This is a genomic window from Curtobacterium sp. MCBD17_008 (assembly GCF_003234475.1).
Classification (GTDB): domain Bacteria; phylum Actinomycetota; class Actinomycetes; order Actinomycetales; family Microbacteriaceae; genus Curtobacterium.
The window spans coordinates 1-20333 of record NZ_QKTK01000009.1 but is presented as its reverse complement, the minus strand read 5'-3'; the positions used below and the strand labels follow the sequence as shown (position 1 = coordinate 20333).

25 protein-coding genes and 1 pseudogene are annotated in these 20333 nt (G+C 74.1%); 16 read left to right on the top strand and 10 right to left on the bottom strand.

Annotated features, from left to right (window positions below; genetic code table 11):
- Positions 1–6: 6 nt before the first annotated feature.
- Complete coding sequence (locus tag DEI95_RS09780; protein ID WP_110891495.1) at positions 7–204, bottom strand: DUF2945 domain-containing protein; 198 nt, start codon at positions 202–204, stop codon at positions 7–9.
- A gap of 274 nt (positions 205–478) precedes the next feature.
- Between DEI95_RS09780 and DEI95_RS09775 the strand changes: the two genes are divergently transcribed.
- Together DEI95_RS09775 and DEI95_RS09770 are read left to right on the top strand one after the other, a co-directional pair.
- On the top strand, positions 479–1474 hold the full coding sequence (locus DEI95_RS09775) for a serine/threonine-protein kinase (RefSeq protein ID WP_220036647.1): 996 nt from the start codon (positions 479–481) through the stop codon (positions 1472–1474).
- Positions 1475–1597: 123 nt separating this feature from the next.
- Complete coding sequence (locus DEI95_RS09770; protein WP_110823401.1) at positions 1598–2221, top strand: phosphoribosylanthranilate isomerase; 624 nt, start codon at positions 1598–1600, stop codon at positions 2219–2221.
- A 78-nt stretch (positions 2222–2299) separates the two neighbouring features.
- On the opposite strand, the gene DEI95_RS09765 is transcribed toward DEI95_RS09770, so the two are convergent.
- Positions 2300–3064 carry an HAD-IIB family hydrolase gene (locus DEI95_RS09765; protein ID WP_110823948.1) on the bottom strand — a complete coding sequence of 255 codons (765 nt, stop codon included), beginning with the start codon at positions 3062–3064 and terminating at the stop codon, positions 2300–2302.
- 76 nt (positions 3065–3140) lie between these two features.
- Entirely contained in the window at positions 3141–3725 is a 585-nt protein-coding gene (locus DEI95_RS09760) for a nitroreductase family protein (RefSeq protein WP_110823404.1), read from the bottom strand.
- Positions 3726–3786: 61 nt separating this feature from the next.
- Between DEI95_RS09760 and DEI95_RS09755 the strand changes: the two genes are divergently transcribed.
- Positions 3787–4710 carry an AEC family transporter gene (locus DEI95_RS09755; protein WP_111060181.1) on the top strand — a complete coding sequence of 308 codons (924 nt, stop codon included), beginning with the start codon at positions 3787–3789 and terminating at the stop codon, positions 4708–4710.
- A 16-nt stretch (positions 4711–4726) separates the two neighbouring features.
- Here the strand turns inward: DEI95_RS09755 and DEI95_RS09750 are convergent, their stop codons facing one another.
- Positions 4727–5563 (bottom strand): exodeoxyribonuclease III, encoded by an 837-nt coding sequence (locus DEI95_RS09750; RefSeq protein WP_110823406.1) that lies wholly within the window; start codon positions 5561–5563, stop codon positions 4727–4729.
- Between the two features lie 98 nt (positions 5564–5661).
- Here DEI95_RS09750 and DEI95_RS09745 point away from each other — a divergent pair, with 98 nt between their 5' ends.
- From DEI95_RS09745 to DEI95_RS17055, 7 genes are read left to right on the top strand one after another with little or no spacing between them, the layout of a single operon-like run.
- Complete coding sequence (locus DEI95_RS09745; protein WP_111060110.1) at positions 5662–6108, top strand: Asp23/Gls24 family envelope stress response protein; 447 nt, start codon at positions 5662–5664, stop codon at positions 6106–6108.
- Positions 6105–6296 carry a DUF2273 domain-containing protein gene (locus DEI95_RS09740; protein ID WP_110823409.1) on the top strand — a complete coding sequence of 64 codons (192 nt, stop codon included), beginning with the start codon at positions 6105–6107 and terminating at the stop codon, positions 6294–6296. Before DEI95_RS09745 ends, DEI95_RS09740 begins: the two co-directional genes overlap by 4 nt.
- A complete protein-coding gene (locus DEI95_RS09735) occupies positions 6293–6634 on the top strand; it encodes a hypothetical protein (protein WP_110901061.1) in 342 nt (113 codons plus the stop codon). Before DEI95_RS09740 ends, DEI95_RS09735 begins: the two co-directional genes overlap by 4 nt.
- Positions 6631–7245 carry a hypothetical protein gene (locus DEI95_RS09730; RefSeq protein ID WP_110823413.1) on the top strand — a complete coding sequence of 205 codons (615 nt, stop codon included), beginning with the start codon at positions 6631–6633 and terminating at the stop codon, positions 7243–7245. Before DEI95_RS09735 ends, DEI95_RS09730 begins: the two co-directional genes overlap by 4 nt.
- Positions 7242–7832: a hypothetical protein gene (locus tag DEI95_RS09725; RefSeq protein ID WP_111060109.1), complete on the top strand. Its 591-nt coding sequence runs from the start codon at positions 7242–7244 to the stop codon at positions 7830–7832. Before DEI95_RS09730 ends, DEI95_RS09725 begins: the two co-directional genes overlap by 4 nt.
- Positions 7833–7835: 3 nt before the next feature.
- Positions 7836–8228, top strand: coding sequence for a hypothetical protein (locus DEI95_RS17060; protein ID WP_309146537.1), 393 nt, complete (start codon positions 7836–7838; stop codon positions 8226–8228).
- A complete protein-coding gene (locus tag DEI95_RS17055; RefSeq protein WP_309146536.1) occupies positions 8156–8656 on the top strand; it encodes a phosphotransferase in 501 nt (166 codons plus the stop codon). The genes DEI95_RS17060 and DEI95_RS17055 overlap by 73 nt, the downstream gene beginning before the upstream one ends.
- A gap of 105 nt (positions 8657–8761) precedes the next feature.
- Here DEI95_RS17055 and DEI95_RS09715 read toward each other — a convergent pair whose 3' ends face one another.
- On the bottom strand, positions 8762–10117 hold the full coding sequence (locus DEI95_RS09715; RefSeq protein ID WP_111060108.1) for a peptidoglycan DD-metalloendopeptidase family protein: 1356 nt from the start codon (positions 10115–10117) through the stop codon (positions 8762–8764).
- Between the two features lie 131 nt (positions 10118–10248).
- Complete coding sequence (locus DEI95_RS09710) at positions 10249–11934, bottom strand: hypothetical protein (RefSeq protein WP_111060107.1); 1686 nt, start codon at positions 11932–11934, stop codon at positions 10249–10251.
- 287 nt (positions 11935–12221) lie between these two features.
- Here DEI95_RS09710 and pyrE point away from each other — a divergent pair, with 287 nt between their 5' ends.
- From pyrE to DEI95_RS09695, 3 genes are all read left to right on the top strand, one after another.
- Positions 12222–12773 (top strand): orotate phosphoribosyltransferase, encoded by a 552-nt coding sequence (gene pyrE, locus DEI95_RS09705; protein ID WP_111060180.1) that lies wholly within the window; start codon positions 12222–12224, stop codon positions 12771–12773.
- Positions 12770–14650 carry a hypothetical protein gene (locus tag DEI95_RS09700; RefSeq protein ID WP_111060106.1) on the top strand — a complete coding sequence of 627 codons (1881 nt, stop codon included), beginning with the start codon at positions 12770–12772 and terminating at the stop codon, positions 14648–14650. The genes pyrE and DEI95_RS09700 overlap by 4 nt, the downstream gene beginning before the upstream one ends.
- Before the next feature lie 66 nt (positions 14651–14716).
- Entirely contained in the window at positions 14717–15361 is a 645-nt protein-coding gene (locus tag DEI95_RS09695; protein ID WP_111060105.1) for a HEAT repeat domain-containing protein, read from the top strand.
- Positions 15362–15511: 150 nt separating this feature from the next.
- Here the strand turns inward: DEI95_RS09695 and DEI95_RS09690 are convergent, their stop codons facing one another.
- Entirely contained in the window at positions 15512–16204 is a 693-nt protein-coding gene (locus DEI95_RS09690; RefSeq protein ID WP_110891484.1) for a metal-dependent transcriptional regulator, read from the bottom strand.
- Between DEI95_RS09690 and DEI95_RS09685 the strand changes: the two genes are divergently transcribed.
- On the top strand, positions 16203–17156 hold the full coding sequence (locus DEI95_RS09685) for a CPBP family intramembrane glutamic endopeptidase (protein WP_111060104.1): 954 nt from the start codon (positions 16203–16205) through the stop codon (positions 17154–17156). The genes DEI95_RS09690 and DEI95_RS09685 overlap by 2 nt on opposite strands.
- Positions 17157–17161: 5 nt before the next feature.
- Here DEI95_RS09685 and DEI95_RS09680 read toward each other — a convergent pair whose 3' ends face one another.
- Positions 17162–17959: an HAD-IIA family hydrolase gene (locus DEI95_RS09680; protein WP_110823427.1), complete on the bottom strand. Its 798-nt coding sequence runs from the start codon at positions 17957–17959 to the stop codon at positions 17162–17164.
- Between the two features lie 98 nt (positions 17960–18057).
- Between DEI95_RS09680 and DEI95_RS09675 the strand changes: the two genes are divergently transcribed.
- Both DEI95_RS09675 and DEI95_RS09670 read left to right on the top strand, forming a co-directional pair.
- Positions 18058–18735, top strand: a complete 678-nt coding sequence (locus tag DEI95_RS09675) for a TetR/AcrR family transcriptional regulator (RefSeq protein ID WP_181436264.1) — start codon at positions 18058–18060, stop codon at positions 18733–18735.
- Positions 18736–18778: 43 nt separating this feature from the next.
- Positions 18779–19453 (top strand): TrmH family RNA methyltransferase, encoded by a 675-nt coding sequence (locus DEI95_RS09670; protein WP_375342352.1) that lies wholly within the window; start codon positions 18779–18781, stop codon positions 19451–19453.
- A 445-nt stretch (positions 19454–19898) separates the two neighbouring features.
- Here DEI95_RS09670 and DEI95_RS09665 read toward each other — a convergent pair whose 3' ends face one another.
- Positions 19899–20165, bottom strand: coding sequence for a hypothetical protein (locus DEI95_RS09665; RefSeq protein WP_146243642.1), 267 nt, complete (start codon positions 20163–20165; stop codon positions 19899–19901).
- Positions 20119–20333: pseudogene (locus tag DEI95_RS16685) on the bottom strand (hypothetical protein); the annotation flags it as partial. The pseudogene DEI95_RS16685 and the gene DEI95_RS09665, both read right to left, overlap by 47 nt.

Genomic DNA, 20333 nt, shown 5'->3' with positions numbered 1-20333 from the left:
CGCTCGTCACTTCGCGGTGAGCGCCGACTCCTTGTGCGCGGCCTGCTTGCCCGACTTCTCCGACTCGATGATCCAGTACGGGTCGTCGTCCGTCGGCTTGAAGGTCTGCCCGTCGAACTCGAAGTCCTCCGTCTTCTTCTCGACGAGCTTGCCCGTCGTCTTCCCCTGCGACGTGTTCCACTGGACTTCGTCACCCTTGCGCATGTCGGCCTCCCGCCGTCCTCCGGAGGACACTCCGTCCGGGACGTGGACGGTACGCGCGGCCGCTGGATCATCCCTGGTGCGCAGTTCCGGCCCTTGCGCCGGTCACATTCGGGTAACCGCGGCTCGGATCGGCGGGGCCGCGGGTACCGTGGCCGGGGAGTCACACCGCGAACACCCGACGCGGATCCGGACTCCCGAGGGATCGACGTGCACCATGAGCCTGGCCACCGACAGCGCGCGGGCGGAGACCGTCCTGGCAGGACGGTACCGTCTCGTGAAACTGATCGGCACCGGCGGCATGGGTTCGGTGTACGAGGCCCGCGACGAACACACGTACCGCGCCGTCGCCGTGAAGATGTTCGCCACGCCGGAGCGCATGACCACCGCGGACCGGGTGCGCCAGGAGCGTGAGATCCGCCTGCTCAGCATGCTCTCGCACCCCGGGCTCATCCCGCTCTACGACGCCGGCACGCACGACTTCGAGGACGGCCCGCACCGCTACATCGTGATGGAGCTCATCGCCGACGCGACGCTGCTCCGCCGCCTGGCCGAGGGGCCGCTGCACAACTACGAGGTCGCGGACCTCGGCGCCCAGCTCGCCGACGCCCTGGCGTACGTGCACTCCCGCGGGATCGTGCACCGCGACGTGAAGCCGGCGAACATCCTGCTGAGCGACGAGGGCGCCTCCGGGTTCGTCCGCACGGTCAAGCTCACCGACTTCGGCGTCGCGCACTTCGTCGACGGTTCCCGCCTGACGAACGACGGCACGATCATCGGCACCGCCGCCTACCTGTCGCCGGAGCAGGTCGCCGGGGAGCCGATCAGCTACGCCACCGACGTCTACTCGCTCGGACTCGTGCTGCTCGAGGCGCTGACCGGCGTGCAGGAGTACTCCGGCACCGTCATCGAGGCCGCGCTCGCCCGGCTCCGCCGCAACCCGTCGGTGCCCGACTCGGTCGCCTCGGAGTGGCGTGACCTGCTCACCAAGATGACCGCCCGCGACCCCGCGAAGCGCCCGACCGCGGTCGCGGTCGCGCGCGCTCTCCGCGGCGGGTCGACCCAGGTGACCGGACCGGTTCCGCTCGGCCCCGGTCGTGAGGTGCACCGACGCGAACACCGGATGCACCGAGCCGCTCACCGTCACGCACGACGTGGCACGTTCGACGCCGCCCGCCGCTGGCGCCGACGGAACGTCATCGCGGCGTCGGTCACCGCGCTCGCGGTCGCCGCCGCCTGCGTCGGGTCGTACGTCGTGGGCGCGCTGCACTGACCTGCACCGCACCGCCGGGCACTGCACCGCACCGCACCGCACCGCCAAGCCCGGCCGGCAGCGTTCGCTGAGCGCGCCGCTCCCGACCCGTCCGCGCGCGGAGCGATCGGGCAGGATGGGTGCATGAGCGACCAGCGCTGGATCAAGATCTGTGGCCTCTCGACGCCGGAGACCCTGGACGCCGCCGTCGACGCCGGTGCGGACGCGGTCGGCTTCGTCTTCGCCGCGGGCAGCCCCCGCACGGTGACCGCCGACGCCGCGAAGGCACTCGTGGAGCGGCTGCCGGACGGCATCGACGCCGTCGGGGTCTTCCGCGACCAGGCGATCGACGAGGTCGTCGGCATCGCCTCCGAGGTCGGCCTCACCACCCTGCAGCTGCACGGCCGGGAGTCCGCGTCGGACTTCGCCCGCGCCCGCGACGCCGGGTTCTTCACCATCCGGGCCGTCGCCGCCGCCGACTACCTGCGCGAGACGCCCGAGCAGCGCGCCTCCTTCGACCACGACCTCCTGCTGCTCGACGCGGCCGAGCCCGGGAGCGGACACCTCGTCGACCCCGCCACGCTCACGGGGTCGGTGGACGAAGCCTGGATCCTGGCCGGCGGACTCACCCCCGCGAACGTCGCCGACCTCGTGCAGCGGCTCGACCCGGACGGCGTGGACGTCTCGAGCGGCGTCGAGTCGTCACGCGGCGTCAAGGACGTGGCACGGATCCGCGCCTTCGTCGAGGCGGTCCGCAGCATCCCCTGAGCCGCACGCGCGCGGACGACGGACGGGAGGCTCCCCACCCGCCGGTGGGGAGCCTCCCGTCCGTCCCGTGGTCCGCCGTCAGGCGGTGCGGAGCGTGGGCACCAACTCGCGGAGGAACGCGTCGGTGTCCTCCCAGCCCTCGACCGCGTGGCAGGGGACGCCGAGCGCCTTGACCGGGTAGTCGTTGCCCTCCGGGTCGAGCCGGTCCCCGACGAAGAGCATGTCGTCGAGCGCGATGCCGGTCAGCTCCGCGAGGCGCTGCATGCCGTACGCCTTGTCGATGCCCTTACGGGTGATGTCGATGCTCGTGGAGCCGCCGGAGCGGACCTCGAGGTCGGGGAGCTCGGCCTGCACGCGGCGACGGAGGTCGTCCTTCTTCGCACCGGTCGGGTCCCACAGCTTCTTGACGTCCACCGGAGCCGTCTGGCCCAGCGCGGAGAACGTGATCTGCGAACCGCGGTCCTCGAGGATGGCGCCCCACGTCTCGGACTCCCAGTACCCGGCGGCCTTGGCCTGGGCCTCGACCGCGGCGAGGGCACGCGTCTTCTCGTCGTCGGTCAGGTCTTCGGCGTACTGGAGTGCCCAGTCCCCGGCGTCCCACCGGTAGTACCGCGTCCCACAGGTCGGCATGAGGTGCAGCGCGTCGAGTGCCAGGCCGTCCCGGTCGCGGAGCGGGGACACGAGCTGCTGTTCGAACTGCTGGAAGTTGCCGCCGCTGATCACGGCGACGGGGACGACCTCGAGCAGGGACGCGAAGGTGTCGAGCATGCGGGGGTCGAGCGGCGACTTCGACGGGGCGAGCGTGTCGTCGAGGTCGAACGCGACGAGGCGGGGTGTGGACATGCCCTCGATCATGCCAGGACCCGGTGTCCGGACCGAGTGGGGCGGGCCCGGAGGCGTGCCGGGCCCGCCCGTCGGGTCACTCCTTGACGAGCACGACCTCGTCGAGCGGGAGGCGTGTGCGCTCCGCGGTCTCCCGGGCGGCGGCCTTCTCGTCGAGCTGCGACGGGTCGGCGACGTGCCCGATCGCGGTGACCGTCACGGGCACGAGGTGCTCCGGCAGGGCGAACGCCGAGCGGATGGCGTCGACCTCGAAGCCGCCCATCTGGTGCAGGTGCAGGCCCTCGGCGTGCGCCTGGACGGCGAGCGCGGCGACCGACTGGCCGAGGTCGTACTCCGCCCAGCGACGCGGCTCGCCGTCCGCGGTCACCGGCTCGGCGATCGCGACGAGCAACGCACCGGCGCGGTGCGCCCAGGCACCGTTGAAGCCCATGAGCGACGCGTGGATCGCGTCGAAGGTCGGGGTGCCACGGCGACCGACGACGAAGCGGCGGGGCTGCGTGTTCGCGGCGGACGGCGCCCAGCGAGCGGCCTCGAGGAGCGCGTCGAGCTGGTCGTCCGAGATGGTGGCGGACTCGTCGAACGAGCGGGGGCTCCAGCGCTCCTCGAGGAGCGGCACGAGGGGCTGGCTGGAGTCGGTGGTGCGGGAGAGCGTCGTCGTCATGCTCGCTGGAACAACTCTCCGGGCGCACACGATTCCCGATCCGCCTGCGAGGATGGGCACGATGAGTGGTGTCCTGGTCGGCTTCGCGATCATCGGCGTCGTCATCGCGACCGGCTACGGCGTCGGGAGGGCGGCGTTGCTCGGGCCGCACGCGCAGTTCGTGATGAGTCGGCTGGCCTTCTTCGTGCTCATGCCGTGCCTGCTGTTCCACACGATCGCCACGGCCGACGTCGCGACGCTGTTCTCCCCGATGCTCGCCGTGTCGGCGCTCTCCGCGCTGTCGGTGGCCGTCGTCACCGCGACCGTGTTCGCGCTCGTGCTGCGGCGCCCGCTCACCACGACCACGGTCGGTGCGTTGGCGGCGTCGTACTCGAACGCGAACAACATCGGCCTGCCGGTCGCGGTCTACGTCCTCGGGCAGGCGACCGCGGTCGTGCCGGTCATCATGCTGCAGCTCGTCGTGATGGCGCCGATCGCGCTGACCGTCCTCGACGCGGCCACGGCCTCCGGGGGCGGCTGGCGACGCCGGGTGCTCGGCCCGGTTTCGAACCCGCTCATCATCGCGTCGCTGCTCGGGCTCGTCTGCTCGGTCACCGGGCTGACGCTGCCGGACCCGGTCCTCGAACCGTTCGTGCTCGTCGGCGGTGCCGCGGTGCCGGTCGTGCTGCTCTCGTTCGGCATGAGCCTGCACGGCTCGGCTCCGCTGCGGGACCCCGCGATCCGGCTCGACGTGCTGCTCGCGACCGGCGGGAAGCTCCTGGTGATGCCGGTGGTGGCGTTCCTGCTGGCCCGGTACGCGTTCGGCCTGGACCCCGCGCACGTGTTCGTCCTGACGGTCCTCGCCGGGTTGCCGTCGGCGCAGAACGTGTTCAACTACGCCCAGCGGTACGACGCCGCGGTCCCGGTCGCGCGGGACGTGGTGCTCCTGTCGACGGTCGGCTCGGTGCCGGTCCTGGTCGCGATCGCGGCGCTGCTGCACCCGTAGGCGGGCGCTCGGAGCGTCAGAAGATCATCGGGCGGTCGTCGTCCAGGACCGTGTCGAGGTCCAGGTCGACCGACACCGGCACGTGGTCGCTCGGGGCGTCGCCCTTCCGCTCGTCCCGGTGGATCGTCGCGCCGACGGTGACGTCCGCGAACGCCTGCGACCCCATGACGAAGTCGATGCGCATGCCCTCGTTGCGGGGGAAGCGGAGCTGCTTGTAGTCCCAGTACGTGTACCCGGTGGGGACGAGCGGCCGGACGACGTCCTGCAGCCCGCGCTCCTCGAACGTGCGGAACGCGGCGCGCTCCGGCTCGCTGACGTGCGTCGACCCCTCGAAGACGCGCATGTCCCACACGTCCTCGTCCAGCGGGGCCACGTTCCAGTCGCCCATCAGCGCGAGCGGCAGGTCGGGCTCGGCCGCCAGCCACTCGGATGTCCGGTCGGCCAGCTGGGCGAGCCAGTCGAGTTTGTACGTGTAGTGCGGGTCACCGAGCTCGCGGCCGTTCGGGACGTACAGGCTCCAGAGGCGGACACCCTCGACGGTGACCCCGATCGCGCGGGCCTCGACGGGCAGGCCCGGTCCCTCCTGGCCCTTGAGGAAGCCGGGCTGGCCGGGGAAGTCGCGGGTGACGTCCTCCATCGGCAGGCGGCTGGCGAAGGCGACGCCGTTCCACTGGTTCAGGCCGTGCGCCTCGACCGTGTAGCCGGCGGCCTCGAACGCCTCGACCGGGAACTGCTCGGGCTTGCACTTGATCTCCTGCATGCCGAGGACGTCCACGTCCTCCCGCACGAGCCAGTCGACGACCCGACCGACTCGGGTCCGGACGGAGTTGACGTTCCAGGTCGCGACACGCATGCACCGAACCTACCGGGATCGACCGACCGGGCGGACGTGCACCGGGACAGGGTGTTCCCTGGACGGACACATCACGACCAGGACCGCTGGAGGCACTCATGGCGACGACGACGAACTCCGACCGGGTGGACGGCACGACCACCGGCAGCACTACCACCCAGGTCACCTCGGCCGGGCGCACGATCATCGACGACGCCGTGGTCGCGAAGGTCGCCGGCATCGCGGCCCGCGACGTCCCCGGCGTCCACGCACTCGGCGGGAACACCGCGCGGGCGTTCGGTGCCATCCGGGACGCCATCGGGTCGAGCGACCTCGGGCAGGGCGTCCGGGTCGAGGTCGGTGAGACCCAGGCTGCCGTCGACCTGACGATCGTGGTCGAGTACCCGATGCCGATGCAGCAGGTGGCGGCCGGCGTCCGGCAGGCCGTCACCGACGCGATCACCGACCTCGTCGGCCTGCAGGTCACCGAGGTGAACATCGCGATCGTCGACGTGGACATCCCCGCACTCGACGCTCCCGTCGTCCCCGAGACGCGCGTCCGGTGAACGCCACCGTCGTCGGCATGGCCGTCGGAGCGGTCCTGGCGGTCGTCGCCCTGACGCTCGGGTTCTGGGCGTTCGTCGTGGTGGCCGTCGCGATCGCGGTCGGCGGACTGGTCGGCCGCATCGTCAGCGGCGACGTCGACGTGCGTCGACTGCTCGACGTTCTCCGCGGACGACGGAGCTCCTCGTGAGCCACGTGCCGGTGCCCGGCACCGACCGGATCGCGTCCCCGGCCCTGGTGCACACCGCGCAGGCGGTCGCCGCCGAGGTGCTCCGGGCACCGTTCCGGGAGGTCCGTGCCCGGGTCGTCGACGACGGTCGCGGTGCCCTGGCGGTCGAGGTGACGAGCCCGCTGGCCCTGCCGGTCCTCGGCACGCACGCCGTCCCGCACGAGCCCGTCCTCGCGACCGCGCACCGCGCGCGCACCTCGATCGCGGAACGGCTCCGGACGATCACCGGGCGGAAGGTCGCGCGCGTCTCGCTGACGTTCTCGTCCGCCGTCCTCGCCCGGCCGCGGAGGGTCCGGTGAGCACGAGTCCCGCGAAGGGGACCCCGTCCGCGGACGACGACCGCTCCGTGCGCCGCCTCGTCCGTCGGGAGACGTCCGCGTCCCGGTCGGTGTCCGTCGTCGTCGCGATGACGTTCCTCGTCCTCGTCGCGGTCACGGTGGCCGTCGCCGCCGTGGTCGTCCTGCTCGGGCAGCGCATCGCCGGGGTCGACCCCCGGGACGTGGTGGACGCCGCCGTCCGTGCGCCCACCGGGCTGGTCGACGCGGTGGTCGTCGCCGTCGGTGCCGTCCTCGCGCTGCTCGGTCTCTGGTCCCTGCTGCACGGCCTCCTGCCGGCACGACGTCCCCGACACGTCGTCCGCTCCGACCGGCTCGGCGTGGTCGTCGACGACGAGGTGCTCGCGTCCGCCGCCGCGCGCGCCGCCCGGTCCGCGACCCGGCTGGGACCGGACGCCGCCGTCGGGTCCGTCGGTCGCCGCGCCCTGGACGTCGTGCTCCTGCCCGCCTCCGGTGTGGACGTCGACGAGGCGTCCGCCGCCGCGGCCGTGGACCGTGAACTCGCCGCCGTGGACGTCGTGCCGCCCCTCACCGCCCGCGTCCGGGTGCGCACCACCGGCAGGATCGACGGATGAACGGCACGAACCGCACGGTCGGTCGGATCGTCCTCGTGGTGGTCGGGCTCGTGCTGCTCGCCCTCGGGGTCGCCGTCGTCCTCGTGCAGACACTGCCCGACGCGGCCGACCGCTGGCACGTCGTCGCCGACACCGCACTCGGCGGCCTCGGCTCGGGAGCGGCACGGGAAGCAGGCGTACGCGCGTGGTCGGCGGTGCTCGCGGGCGCGGTCGTCCTCGGTGTCCTGGCGCTGCTCGTCCTCACCTCGATCCGGAGTGGCCGGACCGGCACGGTCGTGGACGACGACGGGCCCGCGGACGGCCTGCCCGGACGGGTCCGCATCGAGGCCGCGGCGATCGAGCACGCGCTCTCGTCCGCGATCGCCCCGCTGCCGCAGGTCGCGTCCCTCGCCGTCGACGTCCGCCGGGTCCGTCGTCGCACCGCGGTCCGGATCCTGGTCCGCACGCGCCGCGGAGCGCCCCCGCGTGAACTCGTCGAGCGGGTCGAGGCCGTCGTGCACGACCTCGACGCACTGCTCGGGGAGCGCCTGCCGGTGCTGCTGCGCATCGCCCGCGGCGCGTCGTCCCGTCCGGACCGGGTGCGCTGACCGATGCCCGGCGTCGGTGACGACGGCGACCCGACGGACGACCTCGTCGGCCGCGGCGGACTGCCGGAGGGGTCGGTCGAGGTCCCGGCCGCGGTCGTCGGGGTCGCCCGCGGGCGGCCGCTCGAGCCGGTTTGGGTGAACTCGGCCGGCGGACGGACCTTCCGTCTCGGCCCGACACCGGACCGTGCCGAGGGCTACGTGAAGTGGGTCCCTCCGCGCTACGCGCCGTGGATCGACGCCGAGGTCGCACGGCTGCGCTGGGCGGCCCGCTGGCTGACCGTGCCGGAGGTGCTCGAGCACGGGCCGACGGTTCCGGTGCGTGGATGGCGACACGACCGGTGCCGGGCTGGAGTGCCGTGGACCCGCGGTGGCGGGACGACCCGCGCGCGGCGGTGATCGGTGTGGGGGAGGGGCTCCGCGCGCTGCACGACAGCCTGCCGGTGCCGTCGTGTCCGTTCACGTGGTCGACGGACGAGCGCCTCGACCGGGCACGAGCGGCCGGTCGGAACGTCGACGCGATCGGTCCGCAGCCCGCGACGGACCAGCTCGTGGTGTGCCACGGGGACGCCTGCGCCCCGAACACGCTCCTCGGGGCCGACGGCCGCTGGGCCGGGCACGTGGACCTCGGCGCGCTCGGCGTCGCGGACCGGTGGGCCGACCTCGCGGTGGCGTCGATGAGCCTGGGGTGGAACCACGGCCCGGGCTGGGACGACCTGTTCCACGAGGCGTACGGGCTGCCGCAGGACCCGGAGCGGACGGCCTGGTACCGGGCGTTGTGGGAGCTCGACGTGGATGACGTCGACGACCCACGGCGTGCGGCCTGACCAGCCGAGTGGCCTGACCAGCCGGGCGGGCTGACCAGCCGCGCGGTCCGGTCGCGCGGGCGCTGCTGCTGGGCGCGGGCGCTGCGGCCGGGCGCTGCTGCCGGGCTAGAAGCCGACGCCGCGTGCACCCATGAACGACACCGGGTCGACCGTCCCGCCGCCGACGTGGGTCTCGAAGTGCAGGTGGCACCCGGTCGAGTTGCCGGTGGAGCCGACGAGGGCGACGAGGGTCCCGGCGCCGACCTGCTGGCCGGGGCTGACCCGGAAGCCGCCGGCGACGATGTGCCCGTACGCGGTCTTCACGCCGCCGCCGTGGTCGATGCGGACGTAGTTGCCGTACCCGCCGTAGGGGCCGACGTACTCCACGGTGCCCGCGGACGCCGCGACGATCGCGGTCGAGCAGCCGCTGCCCAGGTCGATGCCGTCGTGCATGGCCGTGGCGCCGGTGTACGGGTTGACGCGGACCCCGTAGCCGCTGGTGATCCAGCCGCCCGCCGGTCGGACCCAGCCGGACCCGGACGGCGCCGTGGCACCGCCGCCGCTCGGCGCGGCCGGCGCGGCCGGTGCACTGCCGCCCTGGTTCGCCGCCGCGGCCGCGGCCTGCTGGTCCCGCAACTGCTGCGCCTGGCGTGCCAGCTCGGCCTCGAGGGCCTTCCGGCGACGCTCCTCCGCGGCCTTGCGGATCCGCTCGCCCTTCTCGTACTGGGCCTCGGTCGTGGCGCGACCCGACGTCAGGGAGGCGAGTTGGGCCTCCAGTCGGGACTTGTTCGCCTCCTGCTCGTCGTACGCGGCCTGCGCGCGGTCGGACGCCGCCTGTGCTTCGCCCATCCGGTCCTGTGCGGCCTGCGCGAGCTCCTCGAGCGCGAGCGCGGCGCGGTCGGCCTGGTCGGTGAGCGACCGGGCGACGGACGCGTCGTTGGTGGCCGCGGTCTCGACCCGTTCGGCCTGCTCGGACAGCTTGCTCAGCGCGCCGAGGTCGTAGAGGAGGTCCCGCGCGTCCTCGCCGCCGGTGAGCACGCTCGTCGTGACGTCGGCACCACCGGACCGGGCCATCTGCGCGGCGAAGCGGCCGGCCTGGGCGGCGCTCGCCTCGGCGACCTCGGCGTGCTCCTCCGCGTCGTCCCGCAGCGCCTGTTCCCGCTCGGCGGCGCGCAGGGCCCTGCGCTGGGCGGCCTCGAACGCGGCACCGAGCCGTTCGGCCTCGGCGCGGGCGGCGTCGACCTCGTCCGACAGACCGGAGATGATCCCGCGGATCTCGACGATCTGCGACTGCTTGGCGGACTCCTTGCCGCGGGCCGCGACCACGTCGTCCCACGAGGGGTACGTGGCGGCCTGGGCGGCGGGCGCGTCGAGGACGAGCGTGCCGATGAGACCGGCGATCGCCAGCCCGGTGGCGAGCAGACGCCGCCGAGCCGTCGGCGCGGAGCGGGGACGGGGGGCGGTGACCACGGAGCGAGACATCGCAACGGAGCCTATACATCTCCACAGGCGGTTCGCTGCGGCGACGCTCCGCTGTGGACGGATCCGTGGCGCGATCGAGCCTGTGGACGACTCCGTCGCCGGATCGGAGCAGGACGACGGCCGGTCGGAGGTCAGAACCCGCGCTCGTGCAGGATCCGCTCGGCCGACCCCACCACCGTTCTCTGCAGCACCTCGGCGCCGCGGGTCCCCGCGTAGTCGTGGACGTCGTACCCGTCGCAGTGCGTGATCGTCGCCGGGGGGCCGAGCGAGTCCTCCACGGGCGTCGTCCAGACGTCCCCGGACCCGACGACCACGTAGTCCGGTCGGGCGTCCCGGTAGGAGCCGAGGTCGACGAGCCAGGGGTAGGTGTCGAAGGTGTCCCGGACCTGGAGCAGCCGGACGTCCTGGTCCGCGTAGGCGGCGAGCGGACGGATCGTCCAGAACTGACCGACGCCGACGGGATCGCGGTCAGCGGTGCGGTGTGCGTCCACCCACCGGTCGAGGCAGGCGACCGGTCCGTACCGGGCGTCGACGACCGAGCGGACCGTGCCCGGCGTGACCGCGACGCCCGCGACCAGGACCAGGGCGGCACCCACCGCGGACAGCGTCCGGAGGGTCCGCGTGGGACGGTGCAGCCGGGTCTGCCGGACCGCGGTCCGGGCGAGTTCGCACACCGCGACGAGCGCCAGGAGCGGCATCGTCACGACCGGCTCCAGGTAGCGGGGTGTCTCCGAGCCGGCGACGACGACCCCGACGGACACCGCCACGATCGTCACGAGCGGCAGCGCGGTCGCGAGCAGCACCGCCCGGGAGGACCGCGTCCGCCAGGCCCAGACCGTGCCGCCCGCACTGAGCAGCACACCGAGCAGCATGAGCAGCAGCCCCGCGTCCCCGGAGGCCGAGGCGGCACGGTCGTCGGTGAGCGCCGCGAAGAACGCGGCCGTCGTGCCGGCCCGGTCGGGGTGCACGTACGTCGACGGGTCCAGGGAGACGAAGGGGCGGAGTGGGATCCGGACGAGGTACCCGACCACGGCGCCGACGGTGAGGGCTCCGGCGACCAGGGCCGCCGGTCGCCACGGCACCCGGCGTGCGACGACGAGCAGGGCGAGCGTGACGACGACGGGTCCGGCGGACCACGGGACGTACAGCGGGTTCGACCCCGTGCTGAGTGCCGCGACGACGCCGACCGTCCCGAGCACCGGCAGCGACGCCCGGCCGGTCCGGACGGTGCGCAGTACGAGCACCGCGGTGGCGAGCATCGCGAGCACGGCCCCGTAGTAGTAGGTCGTCGTGAGCAGCAGGGAGGCGAGTTCGAGGGACGTCGCGGTCGCCGAGGACTCGGTCAGGACGAGCATCGTCACGAGCACGACGGCGAGGACCGACACCGCGATCCGGGCCGGGCGGGCGGCGGCGGGCATGAGCTCGTTCGCTGCCGCACGGACGAGCGCGTACACGGCGAGCAGCACCAGGACCCCGTTCAGCGCCAGGGCCTGCTGCGGCGTCGCGGTCACGGCGGAGACGGCCAGGTAGACCGGCAGCTCCGGGAAGAAGAACAGCGCCGGGGACATCGCCCACTCGAATGGCTGCCCGAGCGCGATCGACCGTGCCACGAGCGGCAGCAGCACGGAGTCGCCGTCGTACCAGAGCAGGGCGACCCGCTCCGTCGCGAGGACGTGGCGGAGCGCGACGACCGCCAGGGCCAGGGCGAGCAGGGCCCCCACGGCCTCGTGCCCGACCGCCCGCGCGACTGCGGAGCGGGGGCGGGGAGTGCCGGCCTCGAGCGGCCGTGCACCGTCCCGCGGTCGGACGAGGGGCATGACCGGAGCGTACCTGCGACGGCGTCCCGGGAGCCGGGCGGAGCGCTCCGGGGAGCGCGGAGCGCCGGTCACCGCTGATCTCGGGTGCCGTCCCGGGAGACGGGCGGAGCGCTCCAGGGAGCGCGGACCGCCGGTCACCGCTGATCTCGGGTGCCGTCCCGGGAGCCGGGCGGAGCGCTCCAGGGAGCGCGGGCCGCCGGTCACCGCTGATCTCGGGTGCCGTCCCGGGAGCCGGGCGGAGCGCTCCAGGGAGCGCGGACCGCCGGTCACCGCTAATCTTGGGCACCGTGACCCACGCGCGCGAGCAGTTGATCGAGCACATCAAGGCCGATGCGGTCTTCCACGGCGACTTCACCCTGACCAGCGGGAAGCAGGCGTCGTACTACATCGACCTCCGCAAGGTGAGCCTCGACCACCGCGTCGCTCCCCTCATCGGTCAGGTGATGGCCGACCTCATCGCCGACGTCCCCGACGTCGATGCCGTCGGCGGCCTGACGATGGGCGCCGACCCGATCGCCAGCGCGGTCCTGCACCAGGCCGCTGTCCGCGGGGGCTCCTACGACGCCTTCGTCGTGCGCAAGGAACCGAAGGACCACGGTCGCGGCCGCCAGGTCGAGGGGCCGGACGTCCGTGGCAAGCGTGTGGTCGTCCTCGAGGACACCTCCACCACCGGCGGGTCACCGCTCAAGGCGGCCGAGGCCCTCGAGCGCGAGGGCGCCGTGATCGCCGCCGTCGCCGTCGTCGTCGACCGGGACACCGGCGCGAAGGAGCGGATCGAGGCGGCGGGCTACCCGTACCTCGCTGCGATCGGGCTGGCCGACCTGGGGCTGTCCGCGTGACCGAGGAGCGTCCGGACGACGCGCGCGAGCCCGACGGCCCCGTCACCCCCGATTCCGGGGACGACGGCCGGGAGGCCCGCCGTGCGCCCGCCCCGGACGCTCCGTTCTCGGGCCTCCGCAGTGCCGCGGACATCTTCGGCGCCCCGCTGACGGAGGAGGAGTGGCCCTCCCGGCGCGAGCGCCGCGAGGCCGAGCGTGCCGCCCGTCAGGCTGGTCGGCCGGAGCCCGAGCCGTTCACCGCCCCGGCGTCCGCGCCGGTCGCCCCCGCGTCGGCACCGGCGCCCGAGCTGGACCCCGGCGCGACCCAGGCGATCTCGATGCCCGAGGAGCTCGCGCTGCCCGGTGGCGTCGCCGGTCGGGTCCCGCCGCCCGCGGCCGTGCCGCCGGTGTCGAACGCCCCCGACCCGCGCGCGATCGTCCTGCCCACGGCCCGCTCGGACCGGGAGGCCCGCGCGGCCGAGGCCCGCGCGATCGAGGACGAGCGTCGACGCACCGACCCGGACGGCCTCGGACGGTCGGACGTGGACTGGCTCGGACGCGTGCGGCCCGGCGCCGTGCCGTCGGCCGACCCGTCGTCGTCGCCGGGTGTGACGCCCGTGCCGCCGGCCCTCGCCGGTGGTCCGGACGCGCAGCCGCTCGGCGTCGAGGACGTCCTGCCCGCGACCGACGAACCGCCGACCTTCACCGAGCTCCTCCGGCTGCACGACGACGTGGACGGGGCCCCGCAGGCCGACCGCCCCTTCGACTGGTCGGTCCTCGGCGAGGAGACCGGCGAGGTGCAGACCACGCTGACCCAGGACGCCTTCGACACCAACCTCGTCGCCGCCGGGTCGTGGGCCACCGGGGCGACCGTTCCCGACGCTGCCTCCCACGCCGACCCCGATCCGATCGACCCCGATCCGGTCGACGACGACCGGGCCGGCGAGCGGACGACGCCGTCGGGCGGGTCGAGCTGGTCGCTCAGCGACGAGGCCGCCCGGACCGGCGAGGTGTTCCCCGGTGACGTGACGGACGACGACAGCACGATGGCGATGCCCCTCGACCGCAACGGCGTCGACGACCACGGCGCGGGGTCCCGCGACGGTGGCCACGACGACGGCGACCTCGACGACGACCTGGACGACTCCGCCGGGACGGCTCCCACGGCCGCCTTCGCCCCGCGCTCGGCGGCTCCTGCCGTGCCGCCGTCGGTCCTCCCGTCCGTCGTGCCGCCGTCCTCCGCCACCCCGTGGTGGGAGGCGGAGGAGGACGAGTCGCCGCGGGTCGTGCCGGCGGACCACGTCCCCCCGCTGGTCGAACCGGGCCCGCACACCGCACGCCGCGCACCGGAACCGCGCACACCCTCGGACGACCGTGTCGCCGGAGCCGACGGGACGACCGGCTCGGACCGTGTGCACGACCGGGACCCCGCCCCCGAGCGGGACGGCGCCCCGTGGCGCCTCGCGCCCGAGGACATCGACCAGTCCGAGTGGCAGGGTCGCGAGACGAGCGACACCGGCGTCATCAAGGACCTGTTCGGTACCGAGGCGATCCAGCAGCTCCGTGACGCGGACGCCGCCCGTGCCGAGGACACGAGCACCCGGATGATGCCCGCCGTCGCGGCGACGCCCCCGTCCGGCCAGGCGGAGTCCCGGACGACGGACGCCGACCGTGCCAACTTCATCAACGAGGGGTTCGCCCGTCTGCAGAGCGAGGGACGGCGCGGCAAGCAGCTCCTGGTCTACGGCTCCGTCGCGATCATCGTCGTGCTCCTGCTCCTCGTCCTGGTCATCACCGCCTGGATCCGCGGGAACAGCCTCGAGGAGCAGCCGGCGTCGCCGTCGAGCAGCCCCGCCGGCGCGCTGGCGGTGCACCCGCCGACGAGCGCACTCGACTGACACGCCGACCGGCGGACCGACCGCGCCGAGCCGACACCCAGGCGTGGGGAGTGGAGTGGGACGGCCATGCCGACGCTCGCTTCGACCCTGACCGATCCCCGACCCGCCGTCCGTCTCCGGGCGGTGATGGCCGCCGGGACGACCCCGACCGTGGACGAACTCGACGTCCTCGTCGCGCAGTGCGCGGTCGAGCCGGACCTGCAGGTGCGGGAGATGCTCACGTGGGCGTTGGTGCGCCTCCCGGCCGCGGTGGTCGTCCCGCGGCTGCTCCCGGAACTCGAGCGCCCCGAGGCGCAGGCCCGGAGCCAAGCGCTGCACACGCTCTCGAAGATCCGCGACGGCTCCGTGTACCCGCAGGTCGCGGAGCGGCTGTCCGACCTCGACCCGGGTGTCGCCAGGACCGCGTGGCGTGCTGCCGTCCTGCTCGCGCCCGAGTCGGAGCGGCCGGAGCTCGCGAAGACGCTCGCCGTGCAACTCGGCCACGGTGACGAGGAGACCCGGCTGGCGCTGAGCCGGGCGATCGCCGGGCTCGGGTCCGAGGTCGCCGGGCCGGTCCTCGCCGTCGCGGCGGAGCACCGGAACGCCGCGGTGCGGGAGCACGCGGCCGAGACGGCCCGGCTGCTCGAGGACCCGGACGCGGGGTCGGCGCTGGCGCTCGCGCGGGCGCGCCGTGAGGTCGCCCTCGGCCGGACGCGTTCCGCGAAGGGCTGACCGCCGGCGGCGGCAGTGCGGGCAGGGCAGCGCCCGGGGTTCCATGACCCGCCGTGACCCTGCCCCCGCGGTTCCGGGATTCGCGCATCTCGGGCGCCGAGATGCGCGAATTCCGGAACCGCGGGGTGGGGGTCGCGGCGCGGCGTGCCGTCAGTGCGGGGCGTCGGGCGTCAGCCAGATGGCGGTCGCCGCGGCGGCCGGGAGGTCCACCAGCGCCTCCGCCCCGCCGGCGTCACGGCGCGCGACCGCCACCACCCCCGCGTAGTCGCGCACCTGTTCCACGCGGAGGTGGGTGCCGAGCCCGACCCCGAGTTCGTCGAAGTACCGCAGCAGCGCCGGGTCGTCGTCCGACACCCGGCCGACGGTCCCGCAGACGCCGGGGTCGACGGTCCCGAGCAGCGCTCCGGGCGAGTCCGGCACGACCCCCTCAGCGCTCGGGATCGGGTCGCCGTGCGGGTCGTGCGTCGGGTGGCCGAGGTCGGCGTCCACCCGGTCGAGGAACGTCTCCGACACGGCGTGCTCGAGCGCCTCCGCCTCGGTGTGCACCTCGTCCCAGGAGTACCCGAGCCGCTCGACCAGGAACGTCTCGATGAGGCGGTGCCGACGGACCATCGCCACCGCGGCCTGCCGACCGAGCGGGGTGAGCACGACGCCGCGGTACGGGGTGTGCTCGATGAGGCCGTCGCGGTCGAGCTTCCGGAGGTTGCCCGACACGGTCGACGCCGAGACGTGCAGGGCCGCCGCGATGTCCCGGGTGGCGAGGCCGTCGTCGCCGCGCTCGCCGGCCTTCCAGACGAGCTTGACGTAGTCCTCGGCCATCGTGCTGAGCGAGGGCAGGCGCATGCGCCAATGGTACGGCCGCTCCTGGTACAACCGGGAGGTGACCTCCGTCCAGCCTCCCGCCGTCCGACGTCGCCGTCGCGGGTGGTGGCCGGTCCCGCCGTCGCTGCTGGTCGGGCTCGCCCCGCTGGTCGTGTTCGCCGTGGTGAGCATCGTGCGCTCGCGCCCGAGCGACGACTACCCAGCGCTCGGCCGCACGGTCGACAGCGTGGTGCGCGACCTCGTCGTTCCCGAGGCGGTCGTCGCGGGCATCCTGGCACTGGTCGTCACCGCCCTCGGGTGGTGGCGGATCGCGACGGTCGACCCGGCGCGGGGCGGACCGCAGTGGACGATGGTGGCGCCGCTCCTCGTCCTGGCGGTGTGCCTCGGTCGGCTCCCGCTCCTCGACTGGGGTGGGAAGAGCCTGCGGTACTTCCTGCTCCTCGCGCTCGGGGTCCTGCTGGTCGGTGTCGTCGAGGAGCTGATGACCCGCGGGGTGCTGCTCGTCGGACTCCGCCGACGCCTGCCCGAGATCTGGGTGTGGGCGCTCTCGTGCGTGCTGTTCGGGCTGCTCCACTTCCTGAACGTCCTGTCCGGCGCCCCGGTCGCCACGACCGTCCTGCAGGTGGTGTTCGCCACCTCGTTCGGGTCGGTGCTGTACCTGGCCCGGCGCCTGACCGGCAACCTGCTGGCCCCGGTGCTGCTGCACGCCTTCTGGGACTTCGGCGCGATCGGCGTCAGCGCCTCCGCACCGGGGTCGGTCGACGTCCTGCTCGTCGGACTGCTCGGCCTCGCCACGATCGCGGTGCTGCTGCTCGGTGTCGTCGCCGGCGGGCTCGTCGCATGGCGGGATGACCGGTGCCGGCGCCTGCGCCGCCGGTGGCGGACCGTACCGCCCCTGGGAGCCGCCGCGGTGCGCGGTCCGGACACGGGCCTCCCGGCCGGAGCGGACGCCCCGGTCGAGCTGACGAGCTGACCGGTCTAGATCTCCACCTCGTACGGCTCGGTGTGCAGGAGCTCGTGCACGCCGGAGATGACCTCGCTCGGGCGGAACGGGTACTTGTCGATCTCGGCCTGGTCGCTGATGCCCGTCATGACGAGCACGGTGTGGAGGCCCGCCTCGATGCCGGCCTGCACGTCGGTGTCCATCCGGTCGCCGATCATGCCGGTGTTCTCCGAGTGCGCGCCGATCCGGTTCATCGCCGAGCGGAACATCATCGGGTTCGGCTTGCCCACCACGTAGGGCTGCTTGCCGGTGGCCTTCTCGATCATCGCGGCGATCGCGCCCGTGGCCGGCAGGACGCCCTCGGCGCTCGGGCCCGTCGCGTCCGGGTTCGTCACGATGAAGCGCGCCCCGTCGCGGATCAGACGGACGGCCTTCGTGATCGCCTCGAACGAGTAGTTCCGGGTCTCGCCGACGACGACGTAGTCCGGTGCCGTCTCGGTCATGATGAACCCGGCCTCGTGCAGGGCGGTCGTCATGCCGGCCTCGCCGATGACGAACGCCGAGCCCTCCGGCATCTGCGACGCGCAGAAGTCCGCGGTCGCCAGGGCTGAGGTCCAGATCCGCTCCTCGGGGACGTGCAGCCCGGACTGGCGGAGTCGCGCGCTGAGGTCACGCGGCGTGAAGATCGAGTTGTTCGTCAGGACGAGGAACTCGGTGCCCTGGTCCTGCCACTGCCGGATCAACTCCGGGGCGCCGGGGAGCGCCTGGTTCTCATGGACGAGCACGCCGTCCATGTCCGTCAGCCAGCACTCGACCTCGTCGCGGGATGCCATGCGGCCAGCGTAGTGGGCGGACCCGGTCGGAATCCCGAAGTGCCCTAGGCTTTCAGGGCGCGTTCCCGTACGCGTACCGGAAGCGTCAGGAGGAAGCCGTGCTCGTCGACCAGGACCCCCGTCCCAGCCCGGACGGCCCCGCAGCAGCACCTCGCCGCCGAGGCCGACCGAACGTGGTCTCACGCGACCAGGTCATCGACGCCGCCACCGTCATCGCGAACGAGGACGGCCTGGACCGCCTGTCCTTCCGAGCGCTCGGTGCGGCCCTCGGCGTCGCCCCGATGACCGTGCACCGGACGATCGGCGGCCTCGACGACCTGCACGCCGAACTCGTCCGTCGGACGGTCGACGAGTTCACTGCCACCTTCGTCTGGCCCGAGGACTGGCGCGCCGTGGTCCGGGTATTCGCCGCCACCTTCCGCGACCTGCTCGTCCGGCACCCGCTCGTCCTCGAGTCGCACAGCAGCCGGGCGCCGCTCGCCTCGTCGGAGTCGGACGCCGTCGTCGCGACCGTCGTCGGTGCCCTCCGCTCCGCAGGGCTGTCCGAGACCGAGGCGATGTACGCGTTCTTCGTCGTCTACGACTTCGTCGTGGGGCACACCGCCGTGCAGGTCGGGCGCGGCGACTCCGAGGCCGGGCGGCCCGAGCGGCACCGGCTGGTCGGGGAGGTCCTCGGCGAGCACTCGTACGAGGCGCGCTTCGCGCTCGGGCTCGACGTGCTGCTCGGCGGCATCGAGGCGCGGGTCGCGGACGCCGGGGTGCAGGCCGCGGGCTGAGCGTCGGACGGGAGGCGCGGTGCGCGCACCGTACGCTGGTCACGTGACCCAGGGCCTCCCGTCCGGCGACCTGCCGGAGCCGTCTCCGGCGCTCCCACCCACCCACGAGGCGACGACGCACGGGGTCGGGCCGCACCCGCGGCCGTGGCCCGAGGGGCCGCAGTACGACCCGGAGCTGCTCGAACACGGGGACACCCGCAACGTCGTCGACCGCTTCCGGTACTGGTCGATGGCGGCGATCGTCGCCGACCTCGACACCCGCCGGCACGCCTTCGACGTGGCGATCGAGAACTGGCAGCACGACCTGAACATCGGGTCCATCGTGCGCAGCGCCAACGCCTTCCTGGCCGGCACCGTGCACATCATCGGTCGACGCCGCTGGAACCGCCGTGGGGCGATGGTCACCGACCGGTACCAGCACGTGCGGCACCACGAGGACGTCGCCGCGTTCCTCCGGGTGATGCGGGACGAGGGACGCCCGGTGATCGCGATCGACAACATCCCGGGGGCGGACCGCATCGAGACCGCCGACGTGCCCGAGCGCTGCGTGTTCCTGTTCGGGCAGGAGGGGCCGGGGCTCACGGACGAGGCGGTCGCGGGCGCCGACGGGCACCTCGAGATCACGCAGTTCGGGTCGACGCGGAGCATCAACGCCTCGGCGGCTGCGGCGATCGTCATGCACAGCTGGGTCGTCCGGCACGCGGTGCTGCCGGGCTGAGGCGGGCGGGCGGGGGCGCCCCGTCGAGGTTCCAGAATTCGCGCATCTCGACGTGCGAGAGCGGCGCATTGCGGAACCTGGGCGGGAGGCGCGCGGCGTGTCGTGCGACCTCGGCGCGAGCACGGCGGGCACGGGCCCGCGGGCGCGAGCCCGCGTGGTCCGCGGTCTCGAGGTCGCGCGACTCGCCGTGGCCGTTCCGTCGAGGTCGCACGAACTGCGCATCGCGACGTGCGGGAGCGGCGGATTGCGGGACCTGGGCGGGAGGCGCGCGGCGTGTCGTGCGACCTCGGCGCGGGTCGGTGGGCGCGAGTCGGACGAGCCCGAGCCCGAGCCCGAGCCCGAGCCCGAGCCGGTCGGCCCGGGCGCGCACTTCACGCGCGACCCGGACCGACCGCGGGCGGGATCACGACACCGAGCGGGAGCCCGGCGCCGTCACCCCCGGGGGTCAGGCCCGGCGGCGGCGCACCGCGGCGAAGGCGGCGAGGGCGCCACCGAGGAGCATCGCGACCAGTGCGCCGACGCCCACGCCGAGGCCGACGGGCGAGCCGGTGAACGCGAGCTCGCCGGTGCCGTTCGAGCCCGGACCGGTGCCCGGTGCGCCGGCGGCCGTGGTGCTCGTACCGGTCGGGGTCGTGCCGGGGAGCACGGTGCCGTTCGGCGTCACGTCAGCGGTCGGGGTCGCGGGTGCACTCGGCGCAGGGGTGTTCGTCACCACGGCCGGGGTGGCCGGGGCGTTCGGCGTCGGGGTGTCCGTCGGCGTCGGCGTCGCGGGCGTGGTCGGGATCGCGGGCGTGCTCGGGGTGCCCGTCGGAGGGGCCGTCGGGGTCGCGGGGGTCGTCGGTGCAGTCGAGCACAGCGTTGGCGTCCCGGTCGGGGCGGG

What these genes read in the sequence shown, in the direction of transcription:
- DEI95_RS09745 (WP_111060110.1), top strand. Translation starts at nt 5,662, where the DNA reads ATGGCGACGACGACGAACTCCGACCGGGTGGACGGCACGACCACCGGC.
- DEI95_RS09710 (WP_111060107.1), bottom strand. Translation starts at nt 11,934, where the DNA reads ATGCCCCTCGTCCGACCGCGGGACGGTGCACGGCCGCTCGAGGCCGGC.
- DEI95_RS09715 (WP_111060108.1), bottom strand. Translation starts at nt 10,117, where the DNA reads ATGTCTCGCTCCGTGGTCACCGCCCCCCGTCCCCGCTCCGCGCCGACG.
- DEI95_RS09780 (WP_110891495.1), bottom strand. Translation starts at nt 204, where the DNA reads ATGCGCAAGGGTGACGAAGTCCAGTGGAACACGTCGCAGGGGAAGACG.
- DEI95_RS09750 (WP_110823406.1), bottom strand. Translation starts at nt 5,563, where the DNA reads ATGCGTGTCGCGACCTGGAACGTCAACTCCGTCCGGACCCGAGTCGGT.
- DEI95_RS09680 (WP_110823427.1), bottom strand. Translation starts at nt 17,959, where the DNA reads ATGGCATCCCGCGACGAGGTCGAGTGCTGGCTGACGGACATGGACGGC.
- DEI95_RS17055 (WP_309146536.1), top strand. Translation starts at nt 8,156, where the DNA reads ATGGCGACACGACCGGTGCCGGGCTGGAGTGCCGTGGACCCGCGGTGG.
- DEI95_RS09695 (WP_111060105.1), top strand. Translation starts at nt 14,717, where the DNA reads ATGCCGACGCTCGCTTCGACCCTGACCGATCCCCGACCCGCCGTCCGT.
- DEI95_RS09755 (WP_111060181.1), top strand. Translation starts at nt 3,787, where the DNA reads ATGAGTGGTGTCCTGGTCGGCTTCGCGATCATCGGCGTCGTCATCGCG.
- DEI95_RS17060 (WP_309146537.1), top strand. Translation starts at nt 7,836, where the DNA reads ATGCCCGGCGTCGGTGACGACGGCGACCCGACGGACGACCTCGTCGGC.
- DEI95_RS09765 (WP_110823948.1), bottom strand. Translation starts at nt 3,064, where the DNA reads ATGTCCACACCCCGCCTCGTCGCGTTCGACCTCGACGACACGCTCGCC.
- DEI95_RS09770 (WP_110823401.1), top strand. Translation starts at nt 1,598, where the DNA reads ATGAGCGACCAGCGCTGGATCAAGATCTGTGGCCTCTCGACGCCGGAG.
- DEI95_RS09725 (WP_111060109.1), top strand. Translation starts at nt 7,242, where the DNA reads ATGAACGGCACGAACCGCACGGTCGGTCGGATCGTCCTCGTGGTGGTC.
- DEI95_RS09685 (WP_111060104.1), top strand. Translation starts at nt 16,203, where the DNA reads ATGCGCCAATGGTACGGCCGCTCCTGGTACAACCGGGAGGTGACCTCC.
- DEI95_RS09760 (WP_110823404.1), bottom strand. Translation starts at nt 3,725, where the DNA reads ATGACGACGACGCTCTCCCGCACCACCGACTCCAGCCAGCCCCTCGTG.
- DEI95_RS09690 (WP_110891484.1), bottom strand. Translation starts at nt 16,204, where the DNA reads ATGCGCCTGCCCTCGCTCAGCACGATGGCCGAGGACTACGTCAAGCTC.